The sequence below is a fragment of the Butyricimonas sp. Marseille-P2440 genome, assembly GCF_900091675.1.
Taxonomy (GTDB): Bacteria; Bacteroidota; Bacteroidia; order Bacteroidales; family Marinifilaceae; genus Butyricimonas; species Butyricimonas synergistica.
In genome coordinates this window covers 1,196,428-1,221,219 of record NZ_LT594609.1, presented here as the reverse complement: position 1 = coordinate 1,221,219, position 24,792 = coordinate 1,196,428, and the positions used below count along the sequence as shown (strand labels likewise).

At 44.5% G+C, this 24,792-nt stretch carries 17 protein-coding genes; 6 read left to right on the top strand and 11 right to left on the bottom strand.

Annotation, left to right across the window (positions count from 1 at the left end; translation table 11 throughout):
• The first annotated feature begins 48 nt into the window (after positions 1–48).
• The 5 genes from BN8899_RS10695 to BN8899_RS10675 all read left to right on the top strand — a co-directional run bounded on the left by BN8899_RS10695 (position 49) and on the right by BN8899_RS10675 (position 9,232).
• Positions 49–3,639 carry a SusC/RagA family TonB-linked outer membrane protein gene (locus BN8899_RS10695; protein WP_082986993.1) on the top strand — a complete coding sequence of 1,197 codons (3,591 nt, stop codon included), beginning with the start codon at positions 49–51 and terminating at the stop codon, positions 3,637–3,639.
• A 30-nt stretch (positions 3,640–3,669) separates the two neighbouring features.
• On the top strand, positions 3,670–5,055 hold the full coding sequence (locus BN8899_RS10690) for a RagB/SusD family nutrient uptake outer membrane protein (RefSeq protein WP_018337533.1): 1,386 nt from the start codon (positions 3,670–3,672) through the stop codon (positions 5,053–5,055).
• A gap of 24 nt (positions 5,056–5,079) precedes the next feature.
• On the top strand, positions 5,080–5,274 hold the full coding sequence (locus BN8899_RS10685; protein WP_026207466.1) for a hypothetical protein: 195 nt from the start codon (positions 5,080–5,082) through the stop codon (positions 5,272–5,274).
• Between the two features lie 29 nt (positions 5,275–5,303).
• Positions 5,304–6,557: a Calx-beta domain-containing protein gene (locus BN8899_RS10680; RefSeq protein WP_065219358.1), complete on the top strand. Its 1,254-nt coding sequence runs from the start codon at positions 5,304–5,306 to the stop codon at positions 6,555–6,557.
• 65 nt (positions 6,558–6,622) lie between these two features.
• Positions 6,623–9,232, top strand: coding sequence for a zinc-dependent metalloprotease (locus BN8899_RS10675; RefSeq protein ID WP_065219357.1), 2,610 nt, complete (start codon positions 6,623–6,625; stop codon positions 9,230–9,232).
• A 346-nt stretch (positions 9,233–9,578) separates the two neighbouring features.
• Here BN8899_RS10675 and BN8899_RS10670 read toward each other — a convergent pair whose 3' ends face one another.
• The 5 genes from BN8899_RS10670 to BN8899_RS10650 all read right to left on the bottom strand — a co-directional run bounded on the left by BN8899_RS10670 (position 9,579) and on the right by BN8899_RS10650 (position 12,970).
• Positions 9,579–10,145, bottom strand: coding sequence for an HAD family hydrolase (locus tag BN8899_RS10670; RefSeq protein ID WP_231932328.1), 567 nt, complete (start codon positions 10,143–10,145; stop codon positions 9,579–9,581).
• Between the two features lie 328 nt (positions 10,146–10,473).
• On the bottom strand, positions 10,474–10,956 hold the full coding sequence (locus BN8899_RS10665) for a PaaI family thioesterase (protein ID WP_018337537.1): 483 nt from the start codon (positions 10,954–10,956) through the stop codon (positions 10,474–10,476).
• Positions 10,957–11,013: 57 nt separating this feature from the next.
• Positions 11,014–11,406, bottom strand: a complete 393-nt coding sequence (locus BN8899_RS10660) for an HIT family protein (protein ID WP_018337538.1) — start codon at positions 11,404–11,406, stop codon at positions 11,014–11,016.
• Between the two features lie 94 nt (positions 11,407–11,500).
• A complete protein-coding gene (greA, locus tag BN8899_RS10655) occupies positions 11,501–11,977 on the bottom strand; it encodes a transcription elongation factor GreA (protein WP_018337539.1) in 477 nt (158 codons plus the stop codon).
• Positions 11,978–12,232: 255 nt separating this feature from the next.
• Entirely contained in the window at positions 12,233–12,970 is a 738-nt protein-coding gene (locus BN8899_RS10650) for a tRNA lysidine(34) synthetase (RefSeq protein WP_065219356.1), read from the bottom strand.
• A 108-nt stretch (positions 12,971–13,078) separates the two neighbouring features.
• Between BN8899_RS10650 and BN8899_RS10645 the strand changes: the two genes are divergently transcribed.
• Positions 13,079–14,677, top strand: a complete 1,599-nt coding sequence (locus tag BN8899_RS10645) for a YfcC family protein (protein WP_065219355.1) — start codon at positions 13,079–13,081, stop codon at positions 14,675–14,677.
• 21 nt (positions 14,678–14,698) lie between these two features.
• On the opposite strand, the gene BN8899_RS10640 is transcribed toward BN8899_RS10645, so the two are convergent.
• From BN8899_RS10640 to BN8899_RS10615, 6 genes are all read right to left on the bottom strand, one after another.
• Positions 14,699–16,084, bottom strand: a complete 1,386-nt coding sequence (locus BN8899_RS10640) for an alpha-L-fucosidase (RefSeq protein ID WP_065219354.1) — start codon at positions 16,082–16,084, stop codon at positions 14,699–14,701.
• Between the two features lie 123 nt (positions 16,085–16,207).
• The gene (locus BN8899_RS10635; RefSeq protein ID WP_018337543.1) at positions 16,208–17,302 is read right to left on the bottom strand and encodes a TlpA disulfide reductase family protein; all 1,095 of its coding nucleotides are present in this window, start codon (positions 17,300–17,302) and stop codon (positions 16,208–16,210) included.
• A gap of 11 nt (positions 17,303–17,313) precedes the next feature.
• Positions 17,314–18,894 (bottom strand): PKD-like family lipoprotein, encoded by a 1,581-nt coding sequence (locus BN8899_RS10630; RefSeq protein ID WP_187376855.1) that lies wholly within the window; start codon positions 18,892–18,894, stop codon positions 17,314–17,316.
• 29 nt (positions 18,895–18,923) lie between these two features.
• On the bottom strand, positions 18,924–19,910 hold the full coding sequence (locus BN8899_RS10625; RefSeq protein ID WP_018337545.1) for a DUF4843 domain-containing protein: 987 nt from the start codon (positions 19,908–19,910) through the stop codon (positions 18,924–18,926).
• A gap of 23 nt (positions 19,911–19,933) precedes the next feature.
• Positions 19,934–21,352: a RagB/SusD family nutrient uptake outer membrane protein gene (locus BN8899_RS10620; protein ID WP_231932327.1), complete on the bottom strand. Its 1,419-nt coding sequence runs from the start codon at positions 21,350–21,352 to the stop codon at positions 19,934–19,936.
• Between the two features lie 12 nt (positions 21,353–21,364).
• Complete coding sequence (locus tag BN8899_RS10615; RefSeq protein WP_065219352.1) at positions 21,365–24,724, bottom strand: SusC/RagA family TonB-linked outer membrane protein; 3,360 nt, start codon at positions 24,722–24,724, stop codon at positions 21,365–21,367.
• Positions 24,725–24,792: the final 68 nt, after the last annotated feature.

Here is a 24,792-nt window from a genome sequence, read left to right as displayed (position 1 = left end):
GAAGAACAAGAAAAGTACAAACATTACTAAACCTTTATTAACAAAGAGATGAACAAATTGGTAAGTCTGTTTTTTCTGGTGTCAGTGACACTGGGATTAACCTCTCTACCCTCTACGGTAACGGCTCAAACGCAAAAAATCACACTGAATGTGAGGCACGTGAAGCTAGTCACAGTATTGGAAGAGATACAAAAGCAGTCCGGTATTAATTTTATCTATAACGAGAAAATCGTTAATGACGTGAATGATATTACGCTGGACGTGAAAGAAGCTCCCATCGATACGGTCATGAAACGCATCTTGCAAGGGACAAATCTACAATATGAAATCCACGAGAAGATTATCGTGATTACCGAGAAAACAGCTCAAAAACAAACCTCCCGGAAGATCAGCGGAGTCGTTCGAGACGAGAAAGGGGAACCTTTACCGGGAGTAACTGTTATAATCAAGGGAACCACGGTGGGGACTGCCACAGATATTGGCGGACGGTTCTCGATAAATGTCCCTAACGGCGTGAAACAACTACAATTCACGTTTATCGGTATGACCCCAGTAGATGCAGACATCCCACAAGACGGGAAAGAGATGCAGGTGGAACTAAAATCTCAATCCGACCAATTGGACGAAGTGGTGGTAACCGGTTTCCAAACTACTACAAGGCGAAAAGCCACGGGATCGGTAGCTGTCGTTCCCATGGAAGTATTCGCCAACAAAGCGCAACCGACAGTAGACCAATTGCTACAAGGACAAGTAGCCGGAGTCAGCGTACAAGCATTATCCGGACGTCCGGGAGAGTCTGCCAAGATACGGATCCGGGGAACAAGTTCCTTGACTGGAGATGCCGAACCCTTGTGGGTTATCGACGGAGTGCCCATGCAACGCAATATGCCCAAGATCAATTCGGGACAAATCAAATCCGGAGATTTTAATGACATCTTCACGAACGGCATCGGGATGATAAACCCAAATGATATCGCAAGTATCACTATCCTGAAAGATGCTTCCGCGACAGCTATTTACGGTTCCCGGGCAGCAGGCGGTGTTATCGTGGTGACAACTAAAAAAGGACAAATCGGAAAAATGACCGTGAATTATTCGGCTAACGTATCCATCGGACTCAAACCTCAGCGAAGCGTTAAACTCATGAACTCCACCCAAAAATTAGCCTGGGAACAAGAGTTGTGGAACGAGTTCAGTGAACCCGGTTTCTCCCAAGTGGACACGTATTACCCTGTGGTAGGTATCGTGGGAATGATGCGAGCCGGGAAATTAATGGAAAAGGACGGACAATTAGCCTTTTTGGAAAAGGGTGCAACACCATTGACCACAGAGCAACAAGACGAGTATATAAAGAAATTATCCGGTCACACGACAGATTGGTTCGACATATTATTCCGGAATTCCGTGTCAACAAACCATCATCTCTCGCTGTCCGGGGGTAGTGAAACGAGCACCTACTACGTGTCCCTGGCATACACGAAAGACAATGGATTGGTGAAAGTCAATGATTATGACAGGTATAACCTGAATTCCAATTTAATTTTAACCCCTAGCGAACGAATGAAAATAGAGTTTGGCTTTGATTTGTCAAAACGACATTCCAACGATTACCCTAGAAAATTAGATCCATTCACGTACGCTTATTACGCTAACCCGTATGAAACTCCTTATAACGAAGACGGCAGTTATCGTCCGGATTTCACTTATTACTCCCTAGGGTCAGCAAACGGTTATCCTGCCAAAGACAAACTTTTGCCACCGAACGGATTCAATATATTACGTGAAATGAACGAAAACTCAACCAAAGCAGACAACGTTTCCACGGGTTTGCGGGTTGGTTTTGACTATGACATTTTAAGGCAACTGAAATTCTCCGGTTTAGCATCCTTCACGTTCACAAACAACAAAACAGATGATATTTACGGGGAAAACACCATGACGGCATTCAATGACCGTTTGGATTTTGACAAATCGACCACAAGAACATACGGTTCGATCTCACAAACCTCTGCCAACAACGAAAGTTACAGTGTTCGGGGATTCTTGACTTACACGAACGTATTCAATGATATCCATCGCCTCACAGCATTGGGTGGTGCCGAATTGCGGGCAGAAAAGACAAAGAGCATTTTCGAAAAACGCTATGGATACGACCCCGTAACCGGTAACTCAGCCATGCCTTACCCGGATAATATTACTCCCCAATCCATGGCAGCAATCATGGACGATTTGTCCGGGCAAGAGATCACGGAAAATCGTTTTGCCTCGTTCTTCGCCTCTTTGGACTATTCTTTGATGGAGAAGTATATTTTCAGTGCCTCTTTCAGGACGGATGGTTCCAATCATTTCGGTAGCGACGAACAATTCAACCCTACTTGGTCTATCGGGGCATCTTGGCATATCAGTCAAGAGAGCTTCATGGATCCTTTCAAGAGTTTCTTGGATTACCTGACTTTACGTGCAGCCATGGGATACACGGGAAATGTCAATCCTTATACCAGCCCTTACTTGGTCATGACCTACACGGGAAAATACAGGACGACAGACAACAACGACAAATATCGCATCGGTAACGTGTACGTGGCTCCTAATCCGAGATTGCGATGGGAGAAAACCCGGGATATGAAGGTCGCATTGGAATTCAGTATATTCAATGAACGGATTTCCGGATTGGTGGAAGGATACTACCGTTTGACAAAGGATGCCGTGACCACTTCCCGACTCCTTTCCAGTGTGGGCTTTTCATCACAAAAGTATAACTCATCCGAAATTGAAAATAAAGGTTTCGAGGCAACGATAAAATTTGGTATTTTAAACAGTAAAGACTGGAAATTATCTCTTTCCGCGAACTTCGCATGGAACCAGAACAAGCTGAAACGGTACAAGGATTTATCAGGCAAAATTTCAGGTGGTTATGACAATTACGAAGGCTACCCGCTGGATGCTATTTTCACGGGAAAACCGACAGGAATTGATCCTTATGACGGCGTATACAAATTTGAACTCCGCCCGGATGCAGAGATCAACAAGGCAACAGACTTGAATGACCCGGATAATTACCTATTCTACCGGGGAACCGCAACAGCCCCATACACGGGTGGTTTCAATTTGCGTTTCTCGTATAAAGCTCTAACACTGAACGTTGGCGGAGCCTATGCGCTGGATGCCAAAATATACAATAATATGAAATCACCAGCCACGGCAGAAAGTGCACGACAAGGAACCGGCAATAATTCATATCAAACTTATTACAGTGATTTATACCGTAATCACTTGAACGTGGAAAAAGATATTACAAACCGTTGGACTCCGGAACATACGACAGGAGTGAAATATCCCCGGATTACCGATTATTACGGTCCTGCCCTGAATTTAAATTATTACAACCCGTTCTACACGGAAATAACCCGGGGAGTAATGATTGAAAATACCTCTTACTTGAGAATTTCCAATATCAGCCTGGCGTATCAAGTTCCGCAAGACATTGTTCGTAAATTACGTTTGTCCTCACTGGATGTGATGTTCACGCTGAATAATTTCTTCACGATCACGAATTACAGCGGAATGGATCCGGAAACCCCGGGAGCAACTTATCCCAAGACCCGCTCGCTCACGTTCGGGCTGAACTTAGGATTTTAAAAGAGATTTGAATTAATAAATTAAAGAAACATGAAAAATATATTCTACATACTGGTGCTGATCGTCGCAGTTTGTACTTCTTGCAAGGAGTACCTGGATGTGAAACCAAAAGGGCAGACAATACCCGAAACAGCTGAAGAATTTTCTGCCATGTTGCAATATCATCTCGACAGAATCGATAATGAAGATATGGGAGATTACGAGATCATGGGAGATTCGGAAAACGTATTGTATTACGAGTTTTTTTCCGACAACCTGGATGCCAGTTTAACATTTTATCCCGACGGAGCTCGCTCTCCGGTTTACATTGGAAGTAAAATAAATACGTTCCAGGATAAATACGAGGATTTGTACAAGGTCATCGGAGATTGTAATATTATCATTGACAACTTGGAAGAAAAAAATACCGAATTGGGGAAAAAAGTGTTGGCGACGGCTTACGCTTTACGAGGAGTCTGTTATTACAATCTCTTACGCCTATTCTGTGAGCCCTATGACAAGTCAAAGGAACAGGAAATGCTGGGATTATCTGTCGTGGAGCGGTTTGACGTGGAGGCAAGACCCGTCAGAAACAACATGAAAGAGAGCGTTGATTTCATCGAAAAAACCTTGAAAGACGCTATCACTTTCCACCAAACGGATCAAACCTTCCGTTTCACGGAAGATGTTGCAAAGGCTTACCTGGCAAGACTTTATTTTTGGACACAACAGTGGGATAAAGCCATTGCCGTTTCGGAAGAGATTTTGGAAAAATATCCTTTACAAGAAGGAACTGCTTACTTGGATATGATGCAAGCCCGATATGACCAAAAAGGAAATACGATCTTAAAATCATACGTGTATGGACCGCGGGGTGACTGGAGTTACGGTTTATCGTTGTCCGAATCGAAAGTACGCCCAGTAAGCGAGGAACTCGTGAATCTTTTTGTAGAAAAAGGGAATGACGTAAGATACGAGTTATCATTTGACAAGAAGAGATTGAATACCAAACGGATATGTTCCTGTGTGCGCAGTGATGAGATGTGTTTGATAATAGCAGAAAGTTACGCCCACAAGGCAGATGCAGCAAATGCTCTGAAATATTTGAATTTATTACGTTCAAAACGGATTACCGGTCATGTTCCTTACACGGAAAGTACATTACCCGCCGTAGATGCAGATGCTTTAATCAAAGTCGATGCCACCGGGAAACCCCTGACACCCTTGATCTCTGCCATACTAAACGAACGCCGAAAAGAGTTCTACATGGAAGCCGATCGCTGGTTTGAATTAAAACGCAATGGAAGACCTGAATTCTGGGTAGCGGCAAACGGCTCGAAATACGAAACTCTCAAATATTTCTACACGGCTCCTCTCCCGAAAGAAGATATTGATTTTGGAACAGGAGTTATTCAGAATGAAGGATACACGGAATAATTTAACGGTTTAAATGACAGTATTATGAAAAAGATAGGATATTTACTTGTAAGCAGCTTTTTAATCGCTCTATGCGGGTGCGGAGATGTAGATGAAGTCCCCCCGAGAACCAACAATTTGACAACAAATTATCTCGTTCCAAAGCCTAAACTATTGACCGCAGAGGAACGAGAAGCAATAAACGAGCGGATTGCCCGGTATAACGAAGCAATCCAATAAAGAATGTATTAAACGATAAAACAAGAGTTATGAAACATAAGTTATTTTTACTCGTGTTGTTGGCAATAGCTTGTTTGAGCTTAAGTTGTAGTGATGACAATAACGATGGGGCAACTCTATCGTTCGGGCGAGCCTATTACGTATTGCAAGCCCAAGCAGCCCTTGAGGTTGATCTACGAGCCAGCAGCCCCGTGGAGAATGCACTTACAGTCAAAATCAATGTAAGTGGCTCTGCGGTAGAAGGGGAAGATTACAATATTTCCGCTAAAGAATTCGTGTTCCAACCGGGAGAAGATATCGCGAAAATCACGATTACTCCCTTGAACAACTACACGGAAGAACGAGAAATTAAATTATCGATGGAACCGGTTGTCGGTTACTCCTTATGGAATAACAAAAGTACGATCATTCCCATAGAACCTAAGGAAATCTTAATATGTTCTTTCACGAAAAGCTGGGTTGAACTGGAAGCGCTTTACATGGCAGGTATCGAAATAAAAGGGGCAGCCAGCGGAAAGTTTAGTTCCATTGTTGATTTACACCTACCCTTTGAAATCGTGGAAGAAGGAACAACAGCAGTTGAAGGAGAACACTATTCGATAAAAGGTGATGTACGCGAATTCGTGATCCCTGCCGGCAAAAATAAAGCCGAAATTCAACTGGATTTTCTAAAACGGGAAGCCGGGAAGGATAAAATCATGTTCCGACTGAAACTACCGGATGATACCTATCAATACGGAAATTACGCCGAGTTACAAGTACAAATTGTAGGTCCGCTGTCATTTGACAAGTTAGCCGGCAAATGGGAATACAAAACTTTCGCCAGTGAAATGGCAATCAGGGATCTTCTAGGCACGGAGCCGGACTTTGAATCAGACCTCTACGAATTACCTACCGCAAATTCTTCTGCCGGAACTATTGAATTTATCCAAGGAGCAGAAGAAGGCAAGGGACAGATGATATCCAATTTAACCGGTGATTTGGCAAACTATTTACAAAATTGCGAAATAGAATTTATTGATCCCGAGTATCGTTATTTATATGATCTGAACACGGATGCGTGGATATCAAATGCTAATTTCAACCCGATAAATGCTTATTTCTCGGCTTCTTCATCTGACGAAAGAGAAGGAAAAGTCGGCTTAAGGTTATTAGATGGAGGGGAAACATTAGAAGTTCGCATCGAGGATTGTGATCCGCAAGATTTCTTACAATTCACGTATATGCTTTTCGGAAATTTGGAGATGACACCTCTCGTGTTCCATTTCACCCGAGTGGAATAAAAGACATTTCAATTACAAACAACAAGGGGAGGGACTTCCCTCCCTTTAACTTTAAATATCATTGCATGAGAAAGTATTGTATGTTACTTGTAAGCCTGTTAATAATTTATCCTCTTACAGGAATAAATGCGGCAGAAAGAAAAAAGAAAGAGAAAGAACAAAAAGCAGTAGTAAAAACCAGTAAATACGACAAACTGGTGAAGAAAGCCGGATGCGTAACGGCAAAAGGAGATTTTATCACCTTGCACAAGGTAGGCGGCAAACTCTATATCGAGTTGCCCGTGGAATACTTGGGACGGGATATGCTACTGGCTTCCACGCTGACAAGTGCCAGCGACAACCTGCTCTGCGAAGTAGGCTATAAGCCGGAAGACCCGTTACACGTGAAGTTTACGCAAACGGACAGTGTGGTCTATTTAAGAAAGGTAAATACCAAGGCAACTTACAACGAGCGGGAAGCAGGAATGAAAAAAGCCCTCGAACGAAGCCTCACCGACCCGATGTTGAAAAAGTTCAGCATCGAAACGTACAACAATGACAGCACGGCTATCGTGTTCGACGTGACCGCATTCTTTGCCCGCCATAATGATATGTTGCCTTCTCTACCCAAGAGCTACGGCGGATTTATCTCTATCAAGTCCAGCCCGAACAGCGAAGGCGAACTTCTTGGAGAGATCAAGGCTTTCGAGGATAACGCAACGATAAAGACGGATTTGGCTTACAAGGTAACCATGACAGTATTCGGGATTTTCACGATACGTGCAGATGAGCCGACAAGCGTGCAGGTTACCCGTACCCTATTGCTCCTGCCGGAAAAGAAGATGCGTCCCCGGATCGCGGACACTCGTATCGGTATATTCCTGACCGACAAACAGCATTTTTCAACGGAACAAGACGAAGTAAGACGCTATTCCATGATCAATCGCTGGCGCCTGGAACCGAAAGACCCGGAAGCATTTGCCCGGGGAGAACTGGTGGAACCCGTGAAACCAATCGTGTTTTACGTGGACGACGCTTTCCCCGAGCCGTGGAAACAACCGATAAAAGAAGGCACGGAACGGTGGAACAAGGCTTTCGAGAAAATCGGGTTCAAGAACGTGGTGCGGGCATTGGATTTCCCGAAAGACGACCCCAATTTTGACCCCGACAACCTGAAATACTCCTGTATCCGATATATTCCCTCGACCACGGCTAACGCCATGGGTCCCTCGTGGGTAGACCCGACAACCGGAGAAATCGTGAACGCTTCCGTGTTGGTATACAACAACGTGATTCAGTTGATCAACCAATGGCGTTTCATACAAACGGCTCAAGTTGACCCGTCGGTAAGAAACAAAAAGATGCCGGATGACATCGTGAAAGAATCCATCGCTTACGTGGTGGCTCACGAAGTGGGGCATTGCCTCGGGTTCATGCACAACATGGCGGCATCCGCAGCCTATCCGGTTGATTCGTTACGTTCCGCCTCATTCACGCGAAAATATGGTACAACACCTTCCATCATGGACTACGCGCGTTACAATTACGTGGCACAACCCGGTGACAATGGGGTGAAACTCACTCCTCCGGATTTAGGTATTTACGACGAATTCCTGGTTCGCTGGGCTTATCAACCGATCCCACAAGCCCGCACAGCATGGGAAGAAATTCCCGTACTCGAATCATGGCTTGACGAAAAAGCGGGTGATCCTCGTTATCGATATGGACGCCAACAATTATTGGAACGTTACGACCCGAGTGCCATAGAGGAGGATTTAGGTGACGACCCGATGAAAGCGGGCGACTACGGCATCCGCAACCTGAAATATATTTTAGCCCACTTGGACGAATGGATCACGGACGATCCGGACGGTTCGCACAAGCAACAACTGGTGGAACAATTGATGGAACAATATTACCGCTATATCACGAACGTGATGTACAACGTGGGAGGTATTTATCTGACGGACGTAAAAGAAGGCACACCGGGCGACCGTTATCGTTCCGTTCCGAAAGAGGTGCAAAAGGCTTCCCTGCAATGGGCCCTCAAACAATTTCGAGATTGCGACTGGCTGTACAATAAACCGTTAAGCAAGAAATTAACACTTCGCATCAACGAGGCAGATGCAGTGAGGGCGGTACTCGCTCAAAGCTTGTTGTCTTCCTATCAACGGGTAATTCTTTCCGCCCACGTGTCGGATGATCCTTACACGTTGAAAGCCTATTTCGACGATTTGTACAACGGGATATGGGAAAACACCATCCGGGGCAAAGCATTGACGAATGGAGATAAATTACTACAAACGAATGCTATCGTAATGCTCAACGATGTCGTGGGAAATAGTATGAAAAAGAAAGGCAAGTTCTTCCTGACTTCATTGGATGAATGGAAGAATTACGGGTTGGACGAATCAGGCATGGTACGGAAATTCTACAAGACGTTGAAATCCATGGAACGGCAACACGGAACAGACTTCATCGCTGAACAGTTCCTCCTGTACGGCATCGGATATGGCTATAACTGGCAAGACGAGGTAGACGTGGAGGCAATTGATAACTCCAAGCAATATTTGTTCACCATGGCAAACAAGGTGAAAACTCTGCTTGAAAGCAAAATTCCCGCTTCCACGGGAGAAACACGGGAGCATTACCGGATGCTGCTATTCTCTTTGAACCGAGCACTGGAAGGGAAATAAATAAAAAAGGCTTTATCGACGAAATTTTCAAGATAAAGCCTTTTTCTATTTCTAAACATGATTACACGACATACAGAGAACCCACTGTAAACCCAAAGAAGATTAACCCAAATCATACTCCTCTCCCGTTGTATCTCCGTTTATGCCGTAGACATCCTATAATCTTTTATATAGAAACACTAAAGCGAAAACGCACCTAACACGACAGTGACGGACTATTACCCCGGTTCTTCCCTAGTTCCTCTTTGGTTCTTCAGTTAAAGCATGACAAATCCATCAACTTAATTCACCAAGTAACATTTCCATACGTTCCAGCACGATTCCTTTCTCCCGCAAACGTTCGGCACTATTGTGCCCCCCCGGCATACAGCCGAATAGCAAAGCCCAAAGCCTCAGCAACCTCCGCATCATGCAAAGTATCTCCCACCATTAAAGTTTCCCGGGGATCAATCGGGTACACTTGCAACATTCTTTCTCCACGTGCCACCTTCCCATCGGCGTATATATTATCCGAACCGCACACGCCCTCGAAATAGTCACGAATCCCGAATCGTTCCAACATTTCTTCCAACAAATCTTCTTGCAATGCCGACAATACATATTGCCGCACACCAAACTCTTTCAATCCTGACAAAACAGATTTCACTCCTGAAGTCAACACCACATCTTTTGATAATTCTGCATAAGTATCCACGAAGTCCAGAGAGATAGCCTCCCAATCATCCCGATTAAAATCATAACCGATTCCCTCGTAATATTCCTTTACCGGAAAACCGAATACAGCCTTATATTTCTCCACGGTCAATTCATCCAACCGTTTTTTCCTCAACATCCGGTTTATGGTATCCACGCTGATCTGCACGTCATCCAGTAACGTCCCGTTCCAATCCCAAACCACGTTTTTATACTTCATACATCTCTCCCCAATTTTCTAAATTAATATTCAATTTATCCTTTCTCCCCAGTCTATTTATATGGAGAACAACGAGAAACCATAGTTTACACACCAATCAAAGAGGGTAATAAAGAGTTTCTCTCGTTTTACTCGTGTTTTATATTCATATTAAAAACGTTCCCGAAGGTCTTTGTACCGAAGTTGATCCGAAACTGTACCAAAATTAACCCGGAATCACACCCTTATTTCCATAGGTTTACCCGGGGATCTCTCCGGTCAGACTCTACTCTTCAGTAAACAGATCAACCTCGTCCTTAAAAGTATAATTCATATCTTTCTGCCGAAATCAATTCTGGTGAAAAGCCTCGATTCCCGTCCAACCAAGACGTTCACGAGCCACGTTTTCCGGGAAAATACGATACACGACCTCCGCCTCGCTCCCCAAGGAACCGTCGGCATTAAATATTTCGACATGCATTTTGGCTATACGAGAATTTTGCTCCACGATACGGGAACGCATGAAAAGCTCGCCCCGATCCGTGTAGACTGTGGAACGGTATTTCATATCCAATGCTATGGTGACCCCCGCACTTTGTACCTTGGCAAAAACATTCCAACAGGCGATCTCGTCAGCTAAAGTGGCTTGAATGCCACCATGCAACACGTGAAAGAATCCTTGAAATTCGGGACGGGGCATCCAATAACAAGTGATGTATTCTCCTTCCTCGTAAAATTCACATTGTAACCCGTGTTCGTTGCCGGATGCACAACCGAAACAATTGTATCCCTCGTGTTGCTCGTACGCGTTGTATAATTTCTTCTTTTCCATTTTTATAAAAAAAGGGACGTTATCTCGCGTCCCCCTATAATAAATTGTCTAATAATGTCACAAATTACTTTGAATCAATTTAGCACAAGCCTCCATTTCCTCTTTCGGGAATTGCTTTTTCGGATTGCTGAAATTCAACTCGTTCCCCTCAACCAACGGGACCAAATGCACGTGAGCGTGCGGCACATCCAATCCCAATACACCTATCCCGATGCGTTTGCAAGGAATGCTTTTCTCGATCGCTTTAGCTACTTTTTTGGCAAACACCATTAAGCCTGCCAATTCTTCATCGGTCAAATCGAATATATAATCTTCTTCTCTTTTCGGCACCACTAACGTGTGTCCCTTTTGCATGGGTGCAATATCCAAGAACGCATAATAGTTCTCGTCCTCCGCCACCTTGTATGACGGAATTTCACCCTTTATAATCTTCGTGAAAATTGAAGCCATTTTTGATTTTAGATTTATTGATTTTAGATTTTATGATTCCAGCCGCACGATTCTCTGCTTTTATAATGAATCATTTTCAATTCTCCATTTTCAATTAAATCGAGATGTCCATAATTTCGAACTCCATCGTTCCTGCCGGTACTTGTACTTCCACCTTATCACCTAATTTTTTACCGATCAGCGCCTTCGCGATAGGAGTCGTAATCGACAATTTTCCTGCTTTGAAATCAGCTTCACTTTCGGACACTAACGTGTACGTCATCGTTGCCTTTGTCTTCATATTTCTAATCGTCACCTTATTCAAAATCTGCACTTTTGAGGTGTCGATCTGGGACTCGTCAATGATCCGGCAACTGGCGATTGTATCTTGAAGCTGCGCGATCTTCGCTTCAAGCATTCCTTGAGCATCCTTGGCAGCGTCATACTCTGCATTCTCGGAGATATCTCCTTTTTCGATGGCTTCCCCGATTGCCTTGGAAATTTTAGGGCGCTCCACGTTTTGCAGATTGTCCAGCTCTTCCTGCAATTTTCTCAGCCCTTCTTTAGTTACATAAGATACCTTCTTTGTCATAGCATATAATATTAAAATCTTAATTCATATATAAAAAAATAAATGACACTTATCCTCCAATAAGTGCCTTTATCTAGTAAAGAATTCCATTCGTTCGGAATCCCTCACCTCCTGATGACAAATTTATGACCTTTTTTTGAATTAACCAATTTTTCTCCACAAATAATTTCAAACAAAAATATTACAGAAAAAACACTGATAATAAAACACATCACCTACTTGTATTCACTAGGGACAGAAGCAGTTTCACACTTTTCAAGGCAAGTATTCCTCCCGAATATTCTGCATGGCAGCAAAGAGATTACTCCGGGCATGAGGGGAAACCACCGTCATCTGATCGATTAATTTGCTCACGGCATCCCGGTTTGTCACCTTCTCGTGGGGACAATGTTTCTTTTGTTTCTTGAATTGCCGCATCTCGGCATATCGCGAAGTTTCGTCATTAGACAGATAGATCAAGGGGCGAATTAACGTGAACGTATTCTTGAACATCTCCAACCGGGGCGGCATACTGCATATCGTCCCGTTAAAGATCATACTCATCACGAGGCTTTCCACGGCGTCATCCCGGTGATGCCCGAGAGCCAGTTTTTTACAATCATATTCCTTGGCTATATCGAAAAGCATTTTACGACGGTGCCACGAGCAAACGAAACAAGCCGGTTTCTTGGGATTTACTGTCGTGTCTACCCGAATTGTCCGGTAGACATACTCCACGCCCAAACGTTCACAAAAAGCCCGCAGGTAATCGCTATCCACCTCGTAAGCCACGTCTTCCACCGCGATATGGGCGGCAACCACCGTGTAATTCTGTTTCGGGTCTTTCGCCCGCATCGCCAATACCTCTAATAACGCCAACGAATCCTTGCCCCCGGATACACCCACGAGTATCCGATCCCCGGCTTCGATCAAATTATAATCATGTATTGCTTTCCCCACTTTCCGGAAAAAGTCACGGGTAAATACCTTATCTTGTTTTCCTTCCGTTATCATCCTCTCGTTCTATAATTTCTTTCATGCAAAATTAAGAAATCCAACCAACATATTGTTTCACTCTCGCAATTATTTGTAAATTTGACCGTTCAATCTAAAATAACGTTTATGCTAAAGAAAGTCCCGCACACCTATACTATTGTATTCTCGATTATTATTATTTGTGCTATCCTGACCTGGATTATTCCAGGGGGTGAATACGCACGGGAAACCATCGATGTAAACGGTGTAGAACGCACGGTCATCGTGAACGACTCGTTCCACGAGGTAGCCAAAAGCCCCCAGACATGGCAAGTATTTTCCGCTCTCTTTAACGGTTTTGAAAAGCAAGCGGGAATTATCGCGTTCATATTGATTATCGGGGGCGCTTTCTGGATCATGAACAACAGCAAGGCGATAGACGTGGGTATTTTCTCGTTCCTGCGCTCCACGCGAAAACTGGAACACATCGGAATTATACGTAAACTCGGGGTGAACAATATCATCATCACGATGGTTATGTTACTATTCAGTAGTTTCGGGGCTATATTCGGGATGAGCGAGGAAACTCTGGCTTTCGTGATTATCATAGTTCCCCTGGCAATTTCCATGGGCTACGATTCCCTCACGGGCGTGTGCATGGTGTACGTTGCCGCCCATGTCGGCTTCGCGGGAGCCATACTCAACCCGTTCACGATAGGCATAGCACAGGGATTATCGGACTTACCGCTATTCTCCGGTTTTGAATACCGTCTGTTTTGCTGGGCGATTCTCAACGTAATTATGATAGCCTGGGTACTACGTTACGCCGCGAAGGTGAAGAAAAATCCCAAAGCATCACTAGTTTATAGCCTCGACAACCATTGGCGTAAAGAAAAAGTGGCTGCCCCCGAAGAAATAGAATACAAAAGTTACTCATCTTCTTGGTTCGTTTATCTTTTCATTCTCTCGGGGCTTATACTTTTCTCGTTCTATTTTCCCCGTACCACGCTATCTATCGGTGAGCATTCCAGCCTGACCACTTTCGTGCTTCCCGTCTTAACCGCGTTGTTTGCTTTGATCGGATTCTTTTCTTTACGAAAGTCCTACCACTTTTTTATATTGACCATACTCGGGTTCACGATTCTCTTCCTCATCGTGGGCGTTATGGGATACGGGTGGTACTTGCCCGAAATATCCGGATTATTCCTTGCCATGGGTATCCTATCCGGTTTTGCCGCAAAAGAAAATGCCGACAGTATTGTCAAACTTTTTATCGCCGGGGTAAAAGATATTCTTTCTGCCGCACTGGTCGTGGGACTCGCGGGTGGTATCATCATCATCCTGCAAGAAGGACACATCATCGATCCCATCCTCCATTCGTTAGCAAACTTGATGAACGAAACGGGGAAAGTACTTTCCCTAGGGGGCATGTATCTCATCCAGACCATGATCAATATCATCATTCCGTCCGGCTCGGCAAAGGCTGCCTTGACCATGCCCATTATGGCTCCGTTCTCCGACGTGATCGGTTTATCCCGGCAGGCTACCGTTATGGCATTCCAGTTCGGCGACGGGTTCACGAATATGATTACCCCTACATCCGGAGTACTAATCGGCGCTTTGGGAATTGCCCGTGTACCTTATGACGTGTGGGTTAAATTCTTTTGGAAATTTATCCTGTTGTTGATTATCTTCGGGTTCATACTATTAATCCCGACCGCTACCATGCAATTGAACGGGTTCTAAAGGAAATCATGCGCCCTCACTCTATTCTATACAAAGACTCCACGCGTAACCGCACGGGGGATTCTTCACGAATGAAGCCGGCAATGTAACCAACATTCCATTACCTACCCGCTTGTAACTCAAATTACCCTTATACCCCAATAACGTAACTTTTGTCCCTTTACCCGGCTTCATACTGTAAAGCATGATCTGTGCGGGCGGATTCGGTTCGTCCTCATCATTCAAGTAGATAGCGTACACCTTCCCGTTACTCTTGTGCTTCGTGTAGCAAATTTTCGCTTCTTTATACGGGGCTATCGGTCGGGTTTCATAGATTGCCTCACCGTTAATCTCCATCCACGCCCCCATCTCTTTCATGATCTTTATGCCTTCCGGCGGAATCTCCCCGTTACCGTCGACTCCCACGTTCAACAAGAAGTTTCCTCCCTTGCTAACAATATCCACTAGGTAATGCACCAATTCACGGGTAGGTTTGTATTTGTCCCCTGGCAGATACGACCACTGATTCGCCATCGTCATACAAGTTTCCCACGGGTAGCCCCACGGTTTCTCGGGAATCTTCTGTTCTGGGGTACGATAATTCTCGTATTTTCCCCCTACCCACCGGTCTACCGCAATTAATCCGGGTTGATATTCCCGAGCCATACGGATAATCCGATCCAATTTAATATCCTGTCCCCGGTTCTCAGGAGCTACCCAACCGCCATCCAGCCAAAGAATATCCACGGGTCCGTATCCAGTCATCAATTCCTTCACCTGATTGTAAGTAAAATTACAGAATTTCTCCCACATCCACGGGTGTTCCTTGATCTTGTAATTCACGTTCCGATCACCGTGTTGCCATCGATCCGACCAATAGTAAGGACTATTCCAGTCCGGCTTCGAGAAATAAGCCCCGATCATAAAATCCCGCTTCTGAAAAGCACCGTATAATTCTTTCAACACGTCCGGGTTCGGAGCCGTGTGATAAGGACATTCCACGGAAGTGATCTTATAATCCGTCTCCTTCGTGTCCCACATACAGAATCCGTCGTGATGCTTCGTCGTGAACACGAAATATCTCATCCCCGCCTCCTTAGCCAACTCCGCCCACTTGTCTGGATCGAACTTCACCGGATTGAACGTTTTTTTCAAATCCACGTAATCCCGGTAATACTCGTCATAAGAGATCGTCGTGTCCCGCTGTATCCAATCGGCATCTTCCGAACAAATCGTCCACGACTCGCAATACCCTTTTTGGCTGTATGGCCCCCAGTGCACGAAAAAACCGAACTTCAAATCCTGCCAGCGTTCTAATTTTACTTTCACAGCCGGATCTTGCTCCCAGTAATAATCCATCCCCTCGTATTGGGCTTTCAACAAGGTACCCCACAAAACAAGTACCAGACATGACAATAATTTCTGCATTGTTTTTCTTTTAGCAATTCATATATTTTACACAAACAATTGCAAAGATAACAAATATTCCGACTCTCCCCTTGCAAACAGAGGAAAGCCGGAATACTTCCTTATCTCAAAAGGACACAAATACTATTTCAATCGTTCCGAAACAAATGCTTTCAACTTTTCACCTCTCAAGTTCTTAGCTATAATCCGATTATTCTCGTCCAGCACGAATATGGTCGGCACTGCATCGATATTGTATTTTTTCACGACATCACTCTGCCAACCTTTCAAATCGGAAAGATGCAACCAGGTCAGACCGTCTTTCTCTATCGCCTCCTCCCACTTGTTTTTCCTTTCATCCAAAGAAACACTAATTACAGCCAACCCCTTATCCTTATACTCGTTATACAACTTCACCATATTCGGGTTCTCTTGGCGACAAGGTCCACACCAAGAAGCCCAAAAATCAATAATTTTCAATTTTCCCTTCACACTATACATCGCAACAGACTCTCCTCCCGGCGTTTGCAAAGTAAAATCGGGAGCCACTGCGTTCACATTCACGTTTTCCAAGGTAGTAATCCGCGCTGCCAAAATTTTAGCGGGTTCTGTCTGACGGGCTTTTTCCGACAGTTGCTCGTAGCATCGCTTCAACGCCGCCAAATCCATGCGTCCCATACCTGCCGTCTGAATATAAGCGGCAAAGAGGTTATCTTTATTTCTCTCCACGATGACACCCAAATCTTTCTGGGCTTTTTCTTTCACCTTTTCAATCTTCTTTTTCAACTCACCAACCGTTTTGAAATGCTTCTGGGCTTCAGCCTTATTCATCTCCTCCCGCAATTTGCCCATTTCGACATTGGCTTTCCCTACTATTTCCTGATAAGCATTCAACTCACTCTGTAACTTTCCTCCTTTAATAGAATTCTTACCGGATTGCCATAATTCCACTTCATAAGGAGCATCCGTATCCAACAAAAATACAAAACCACCGTCATAGCCTCCCACTTTTAACAAAGCGACACAAGGCTCTGACAATTCTCCTTGAATCCGGAATTTCCCGTTCTCGATCTTTCCCCTTCCTAACGTATCCACCCGGTCTATCCGATTCGAAATCACCAGCATCTCCCCCTCTGTCAATTCTTTTACATACCCGTCAATCGTGAATGTCTTTCCCTCCCCGGCAACAAACCCGGGGAGAAGAAAGAATATACTCAATAATAATATTAACCTGTTCATTTTATAATGATTTAAATATTTCCTGTCACGAACGAATAAGCAATATCCTGAATCGTGCCAAAACCAGTATGGACAATAGCTTTCACGAAATCGCCCGCTTCATCCAAAAATATCTCGTGCAACTCTCCCGTCCCGTCAGCCTTGTTCACCACGATTCCGATACTACGGTTTTCATTGGTTACGTTATAATGAGAACTGCATACCCGGAACTGCATTTGATGAATCACACCTCCCGCATCATACAATTCAATAGCTTCCTTACTTACCGAATTGTACAGGTAGACTTTTGACTCTTTCGTGTAGAAGAATTGATCGGCATAAGCTACCGAGGTTGCAAAACAAGAGTTTGCATCCACGTCCAAACTACCGAGTTCCACTTTTTTTATCGAAACACCCCCGTCACCATCTTTATCTTTTCCCGCCTCAAAATGATACATATTATAAATAGAGGTAGCCGTATTCTTCCCTATCACAAGAGCTCCACTCTCCTCGGAAGCCGGAGAAATTCCCTGACCGACCCAAAGAACTTCATTTTTCTCCCACTCGTTTTCATCTAGCGAACCGTTTGGCACCAATGTCAGCAATGCCGTGTTTCCGTCATCATTCGAAGGATATATCGTTCCGTCCTCCCTGTAACAACTGTTCTGGTTTAATTCATAATACATGAATTTCTTGTTCTTTTTATCCCATACAGTCACAAACCCATTGGTAGACATATACATTTTATCGACCGTATAATTTTCAACATCCGGTTGAGTTTTTACCGTATAGTAAAATCCGGTTGAACCTGCATGATAGAATTTACCGTTTTGATCTACAACTACACTATTACGCCAAACATTATTTGCGACCCCATAAGCAAATTTTTGCGAGAAACCGCTCGGGAATAATATTCTTGAAGGTTTGTAATCCAACATCTCAAAGGCATACAACCAACTTACCGAATCGGGTTGTACCACACTTAACGCTGCTCCCCGCCTATAATCCAAACTTTGATCCGGGGCATACATGATGCGTTCGGCTTTCTGGAAGCGTCTCGCCCCCCACAAATCCTGATAAACATCCAACGTGATCTGTGCTGTTTCCTCTTCATTCGGGTCTTCGATTACCGACAACCGACGATCACCCTGCGGACCGTTCAGCACGAACCAACTCCTCACGAAAGGTACTACGGTTTTCATGTTTAACTGGCGATAGTACTCAATTTGTGTAGACACATCCTTCACCTTAAAAACAACCTCGTAAAGCGATGCTTTTCTAGGAGGATACTTCAACAACAATTCCTTCGTGTACACGCTATCGATAACTTTTTTACCATCCACCGTGCGAGAAACGGTCCATAAAAACTCCAAATTATCCTCTCCATCCTTCGTCGTCTGGCTAATAACAGGGATATAGGTTACTTTCAAAGAATCCAGAGGTGGTTGCCGATACTGGTAAGAATACGAGTAATCCTCGCCTTCGCTTGTTGCTTCGGGGGTGAATGCAATCGTCAGATCGTTCACCTCCTTGTAATCATAATTTCCTTTATCATCATAGCACCCTGCTAGAAATAAAGTAACGATTCCCAATATATAAATTATCTTTTTCATCATTTTCACTTTTACGATTAAACGGGGGGTCACTTATCATTATCCGGGAGTACAGGATTTTCCGGGAACTGGGGGAATGCCAGCGGTTCATCAGGATGAGCCTCATTCCAAGCATCATATTCCTTACGCAACTGGGTATGTGTCGACTCCCAATCTATCGCCCACGTGGCATTATCAAAATTATATTGTCCCACGATCGAAACAATAAACTCTTTCTTCGCCTCGCTATATTCTCCCACGTAAGGCTGGATATACGGGTAATCCCACCAAGAGGGCTTCGTCCACACGGGGAACGTGAAATCTTTCGGGTTCCCGGGATGCTCATCATTATATTTCTGCAATTCCTCCCGCAAGGTCACGTTGTTCGCAGCCCAATCATCATACATATTAAATAAGTTATGCAGGATAGAAACCATAAAGGCATACTTTTCTTCGGAATACTCACCCAGGTAATCTTTTTGCATATCCCAATATTCCGGTTTCGGGTACCGATTGGATACCCTTAACCTGTAAATCTTCTTTTCTGCGGCGCCCGATTCAAAGTAAGGATCCGATTCATCGAGATCAAAGGTCAGCCCCACCGTGTAGTTGCCCCGGGTCTCGGGAAGCAGAACGACGAATTGAATGGTATCAATCAATTGTCCCGCCCGGAAACGATAGGAAGGAAAAAACTCAACCTTAGCCGCTGTTGCCGGATCCTGTCCGTCCAGCAGTACGGTTTTCAATTTAAATTCCCGGTCTTCCACTCCGCTATGCCCCATCAGTGTGACATACAAGGAAAGCGTATCCCGCAACAGCGAATCCCCGAAATAATGCCTACGAGTGTACGGGTATCCCCATTCCCAGACCGTATCCACCCGGTACTGGTCAATAAACTTGTAATCCAGTTGCATTTCATTGGTATCATAATTAAACTGCAACCCATCCCTGTCTATCGCATATCCCTGTATCGTGTCTTCCTGGCAAGCGGCTAACGAGATAAGCAAAAGAGCGATATAAACAATATATTTTCTCATGGTATCTTTTTTACATTACATGATTACTCGGTAACATTCCCGTATTCCACCTCGTCGTTCGGAATCGGTAATACATAGTAGCGCATCACATCCACGGGACAACGATAAAAAGTAGCCCGGTTGTGCCTTTTCAAGAAATAAAAGAATTGTCCTTCGGCAAAAAATTCCTTCTGGTACTCTTTTTCCAAAGCAGCCACCCGTGAGGCATCCGTGTAGTCCGAGGTAAACTGGATATCGTGCGAACGGGAAATTCCTCTGGTATTACGCACAGTATTGATATAAGTCACGCTTTCCTCCAAAGAAACCGATTCCGCCAAGATATAATACATCTCGACCAAACGAATCAAAGGCACTTTCTCCTTGTATTGTGTATCCTCTCCCAGATATTTCCGGCTAATCACGGAATTCAACCCATGCAGGAAGCCGTAATTATTCCGGTAACGAATATCATTCAAACCGATTCCCTCGTTTATCTCGAAAACAGTACGGGCATTCGCGGGAGAAATCCAAAGTTCCGAGTTCAAAGTAGTTGAATTTTTCCAATAACTCGACAACTTCTCTTCCATATTATACATTCCCAAGGCAAACAACGTTTCTTCGAACATAGACACATCCGAACGGTTATCCCTCGCCAATTTCAACCCGCACCCGTCAATAACCTCCCGTGCATACTCGGCAGCCTTCTCTTTATTCCCAATATACAGGTACACCCTTGCCAGCAAAGCCTTCACGGCGTATTTATTCATCCGGTGCTTCCGATCCCCGATAAAAAGCTCATTCGCGTTTCGTCCCCAATCCGCCTGATCGTTCTTTAGTAAACGTTCTGCCGTAGTCAAATCCCCCAGAATCTTTTCCACCAATTCATTCGCCGCCATCAACGGCACTTTTTCCGAGGTAAACTGATCTCTCCACGGCACACTTTTCACCGTGGGATTCAGACTGTACACGGGTCCCCACAAACGCAACAAGTCGAAATAATGGAATGCCCGCAAAGCCAAAGCCTCACCTTCAATCAGATCCCGGTATCCCTCCGTAACGATCACGTCCCCGTTCGTACCCAAATTCTTCAGAAGATTATTGATATTAGCTATATTCTTGTACATATTTTCCCAAATAGATTCGAGCTTGCCTTTGGAAGAAACATCATTCGAATAATCGTATATCTTGGCTCTCTCCTCATCGGTCGGGGCATTCGAAGCACTATAATTATCGTACCGCTGTGCCAGTTGCTCGATATAAGCGAACGTCATATCCGCCCCGTAAGTTTCCGTATTCGTCATCCGGGCATAAACCCCGATTAAGGCACTCTTGAATCCGTCTTCCGTCCGGAAGAAATCATCCGCCTCCACTTCTGTTTTCGGGTTCACGTCAACCCAGTCGGAACAGGCTGCCAGACCTATCAACATCATCCAACTCCACACTATTAATATCTTTTTCATCATGTATTCCTCCTTTTAGTTAAACAATACGGATAAGGACAAATTAAAATCACGAGCAAAAGGATAATCCAAACCGCGCTCCTGTTTCACCGAGGAAAGCCGAGCGATGTCATTCATCGAGAAATTCAAGGAAACACTTGCAATCCGGCACGCCTGCAAAAACTTGAACTCCTTCGGGTCTAAACGGTACCCTATCGAGATTGAAGAAAACTTTAGTTCATTGAATTTTTGTACGAAACGGCTGCTGCTCTCGGTTGTCTGTCCCACAATCTCAATAGACTTATACCTCGCATTCGGGTTCTCCGGACTCCAACGTTTCGTCAAGGCTCTCTTGTCCAGATTATAAGCCACACTTGAATTTTCGATCTTATCCACCAAAGTAGAATTATAACGGTAACCACCCCATTCATAGGTGAAACCTAATCCCACACTCAAATTCTTGTACGTGAATGAAGAGGAAATCGCACCCCTGAACTTCGGTTCTGTATCACCCACGGACACCTTATCGATCGGATCCCAAATATAAGTCTTCTCTCCATTCCGTTTCAAGAAAATTTCCTTTCCGGTTGCCGGGTCAATACCCAACGAACGAACCGTAAACAATTGTGTGGTCGATTTACCTTCTTCGTAAATAGGCACAGGGGCATCTTTCCGCTTCAGGTTTTCCTCGTTCATCACTTTCAACACGTTCGATATTTTTTTGATTTTATTCTTGTTATGAGCCCCATTAGCCGAAATAGACCATTGGATCTGACGCTCGTAATCCTGAATAGCGATCACGCTCGCCTGAATATCGATACCCTTATTCTCCAAGGCTCCCGCATTCATCGTCATAGACCGGAAACCCACGGATGGAGGCAAAGTATATTCTAATAACAACTCGTCCGTGTAATTATTATAATAAGAGAAAGAAGCGTTAATTCGGCTATTCCACAACCCGATCTCAAGAGCCAGACTTCGGTTCTCCGTGGTCGACCACCCTAAATCGGGATTGCCGATCCCCATCAATTCGGCACCCAAAACATCCGAAGCCGGATAAGGGAACATCAGGTTGGCAAATGTGTAAGTTTCCTTTGCCTGATAGGGAGAATAACTCTGCGAACCGGTGATACCGTAAGAACCACGAATCACCAGATTGGAGATAATCGAATTTTCAAACCATTTCTCCCGGTGGACATTCCAGCGGGCACCGAAAGCCCAAAAAGGAGCCATCCCGGCATCCGAACCGAATTGGGAAGATATATCCCCGCGCACGCTGAAATCCGCAGCATAACGCATATCGTACATATAGCTGACCTGCCCGATAATACCCATCGAGCGGGAAGTCGATTCCGAACCGCTCACCCGGTTATCCATCTCGAAACCGAAAAGGAAATCGGTCATATTATCATTCGGGAATCCCTTGGCAGAGAGATTCACACTGTTACTTTTCGACTCGTCCACATTCCAACGGGCAAACATACTCACCAGATGTTTATCTTTCTGGAAATTATAATTCACGGAAGCATTCAAGCTCCACGCAAACGATTCTCCCGTGTTTTTCGTGTACGATCCTTTCTTGGTCTGATCGGTTTCCTCTGCGAACATCGTGTGATTCATCGACCGGAACTGCTCCATACGGGAGGTTCCCTTGGTGAAAGAAGCTCCCGCCGATACCCGCAAATTTTCCAAAACAGCACATTCGATATTCAAATTATCCGTCACGTTAAAATTCTCCGTGAGATCCTTAAACGGGAATTGCGTGTTATAAAGCGGATTCTGAATAGTTACTCGTTGTGTACCTGAGCCCATTCCTTTATATTCAATAATTTTCGTGTACTGTCCGTTCTCGTCTGTTTTCCGGTAATAAGGATTCATCCTCGTATATTCGCTGAAAGAACCGTAAGGAGTATTATTTCCTTTCGTGTTAGACAAGCTCAACTGATTCGAGATATTCCATTTCTTCCTCCGGTATTGCAATCCCAGGTTCAACCCCATGTTATTACGGTCTGATTCTTTCATTACCCCCGGCTGACTTCCGTAGTTCACGCTCAAGTTATAACGCAAAGCCTCGTCACCACCATCCATGCTAAGCGTGTGCCGATGCGTCACGGCAGTCCGTAAAGGCTCGGATAACCAATATGTATCCACCCCTCTCAATATCTCTTGCCGGTAATGATTGTAGTAATTCAGCTGCGACACGGAAGTAAACAACCCCGCCTGCCGTTCGAATTCCAACTTTTCCCTCGCGTTCATCAAGTTATAATCCGTCAGATCGGGTACGGAAATACCGACACTCGCACTGTAAGACACATTCAACGCACCTGGCAACGGTTTCTTCGTCTCGAAAACTAGAACCCCATTCGATGCTCTGGAACCATAAATAGCCGTTGCGGCTGCATCTTTTAATATGGTGATCGACTCCACCCGTTCCGGATCGAGGTCTACAATCCGCTGCAATGTGGTTTCAAAACCATCCAACACGAAAAGAGGCATATTCGGACGTTGGGAATAATCTCCCATCATCATCTCCATGCTGCTTGCATCAACACCACCCAATTGCACATCACCCCTCAAACGAAATTCCGGCATCGCGTTCGGGTCAGACCCCCTTGAATTATTTTCCAATATACGGAAACTCGGATCAAAAATCTGCAAAGCCTTCAACAAATTATTCGGGTTCAATTTCTTCAATTCACTTCCTTTCACGGTCACGTACCCTCCCGTGAAACTCTCTACCTTCCGGGGCGCCATACCGGTTACCACCACATCTTCAATTTCCTCCGTCTTGGGCGTCAACTTAATCTCCATCTCTGTCAGCTTCCCGGTCAAAGGCACCGTTTCACTCTCGAACCCGATAAAAGAAACGATCAATGCCCTTATTCCTTCCGGTACTTCAATAAAGAAATTTCCGTCCATATCCGTAACGACACCCATACCCGGTTTCTCTTTCAACACGATACTGGCTCCAGGCAAAGTTTCTTTCGTACTTGCATCGATCACCTTACCGCTCACCTTAATCACGGTTGCCCCGGGAGCCATTTTCGGACGGGGTTTCAACATGATCACCCGATTGACCTGAAACTCGACATCCACGTCTTGTCCACCCAACACGATCATCAACACGTAATTCAACGTTTCGCCCTTAAAATCAGCCGTAATCTTTTTCTTCACGTCAATTTGTGCATGATTGTAAAAAAAACGCACTTTCGCCATCTCCGCCAGAGTATCCAGTACCCTGTTCAGTTCCATCTCCTTTACCTTCAACGTAATCTTCGTATCCTTGTAATCCTCGTCATTCCCGGCGTGTAGATTTCCGGTGAACAAGAAAAAAACAAGTGCAAAGAGGGTAAATTTAATTCCACATGAATGTAGACACACTCTTTTTTTTTGCATAACTTTGTTTAGTTTTTAGTTTAAAGTAACTTTTAAGTAAAAATTCAAGTAATGGGGAGTATCGCTAG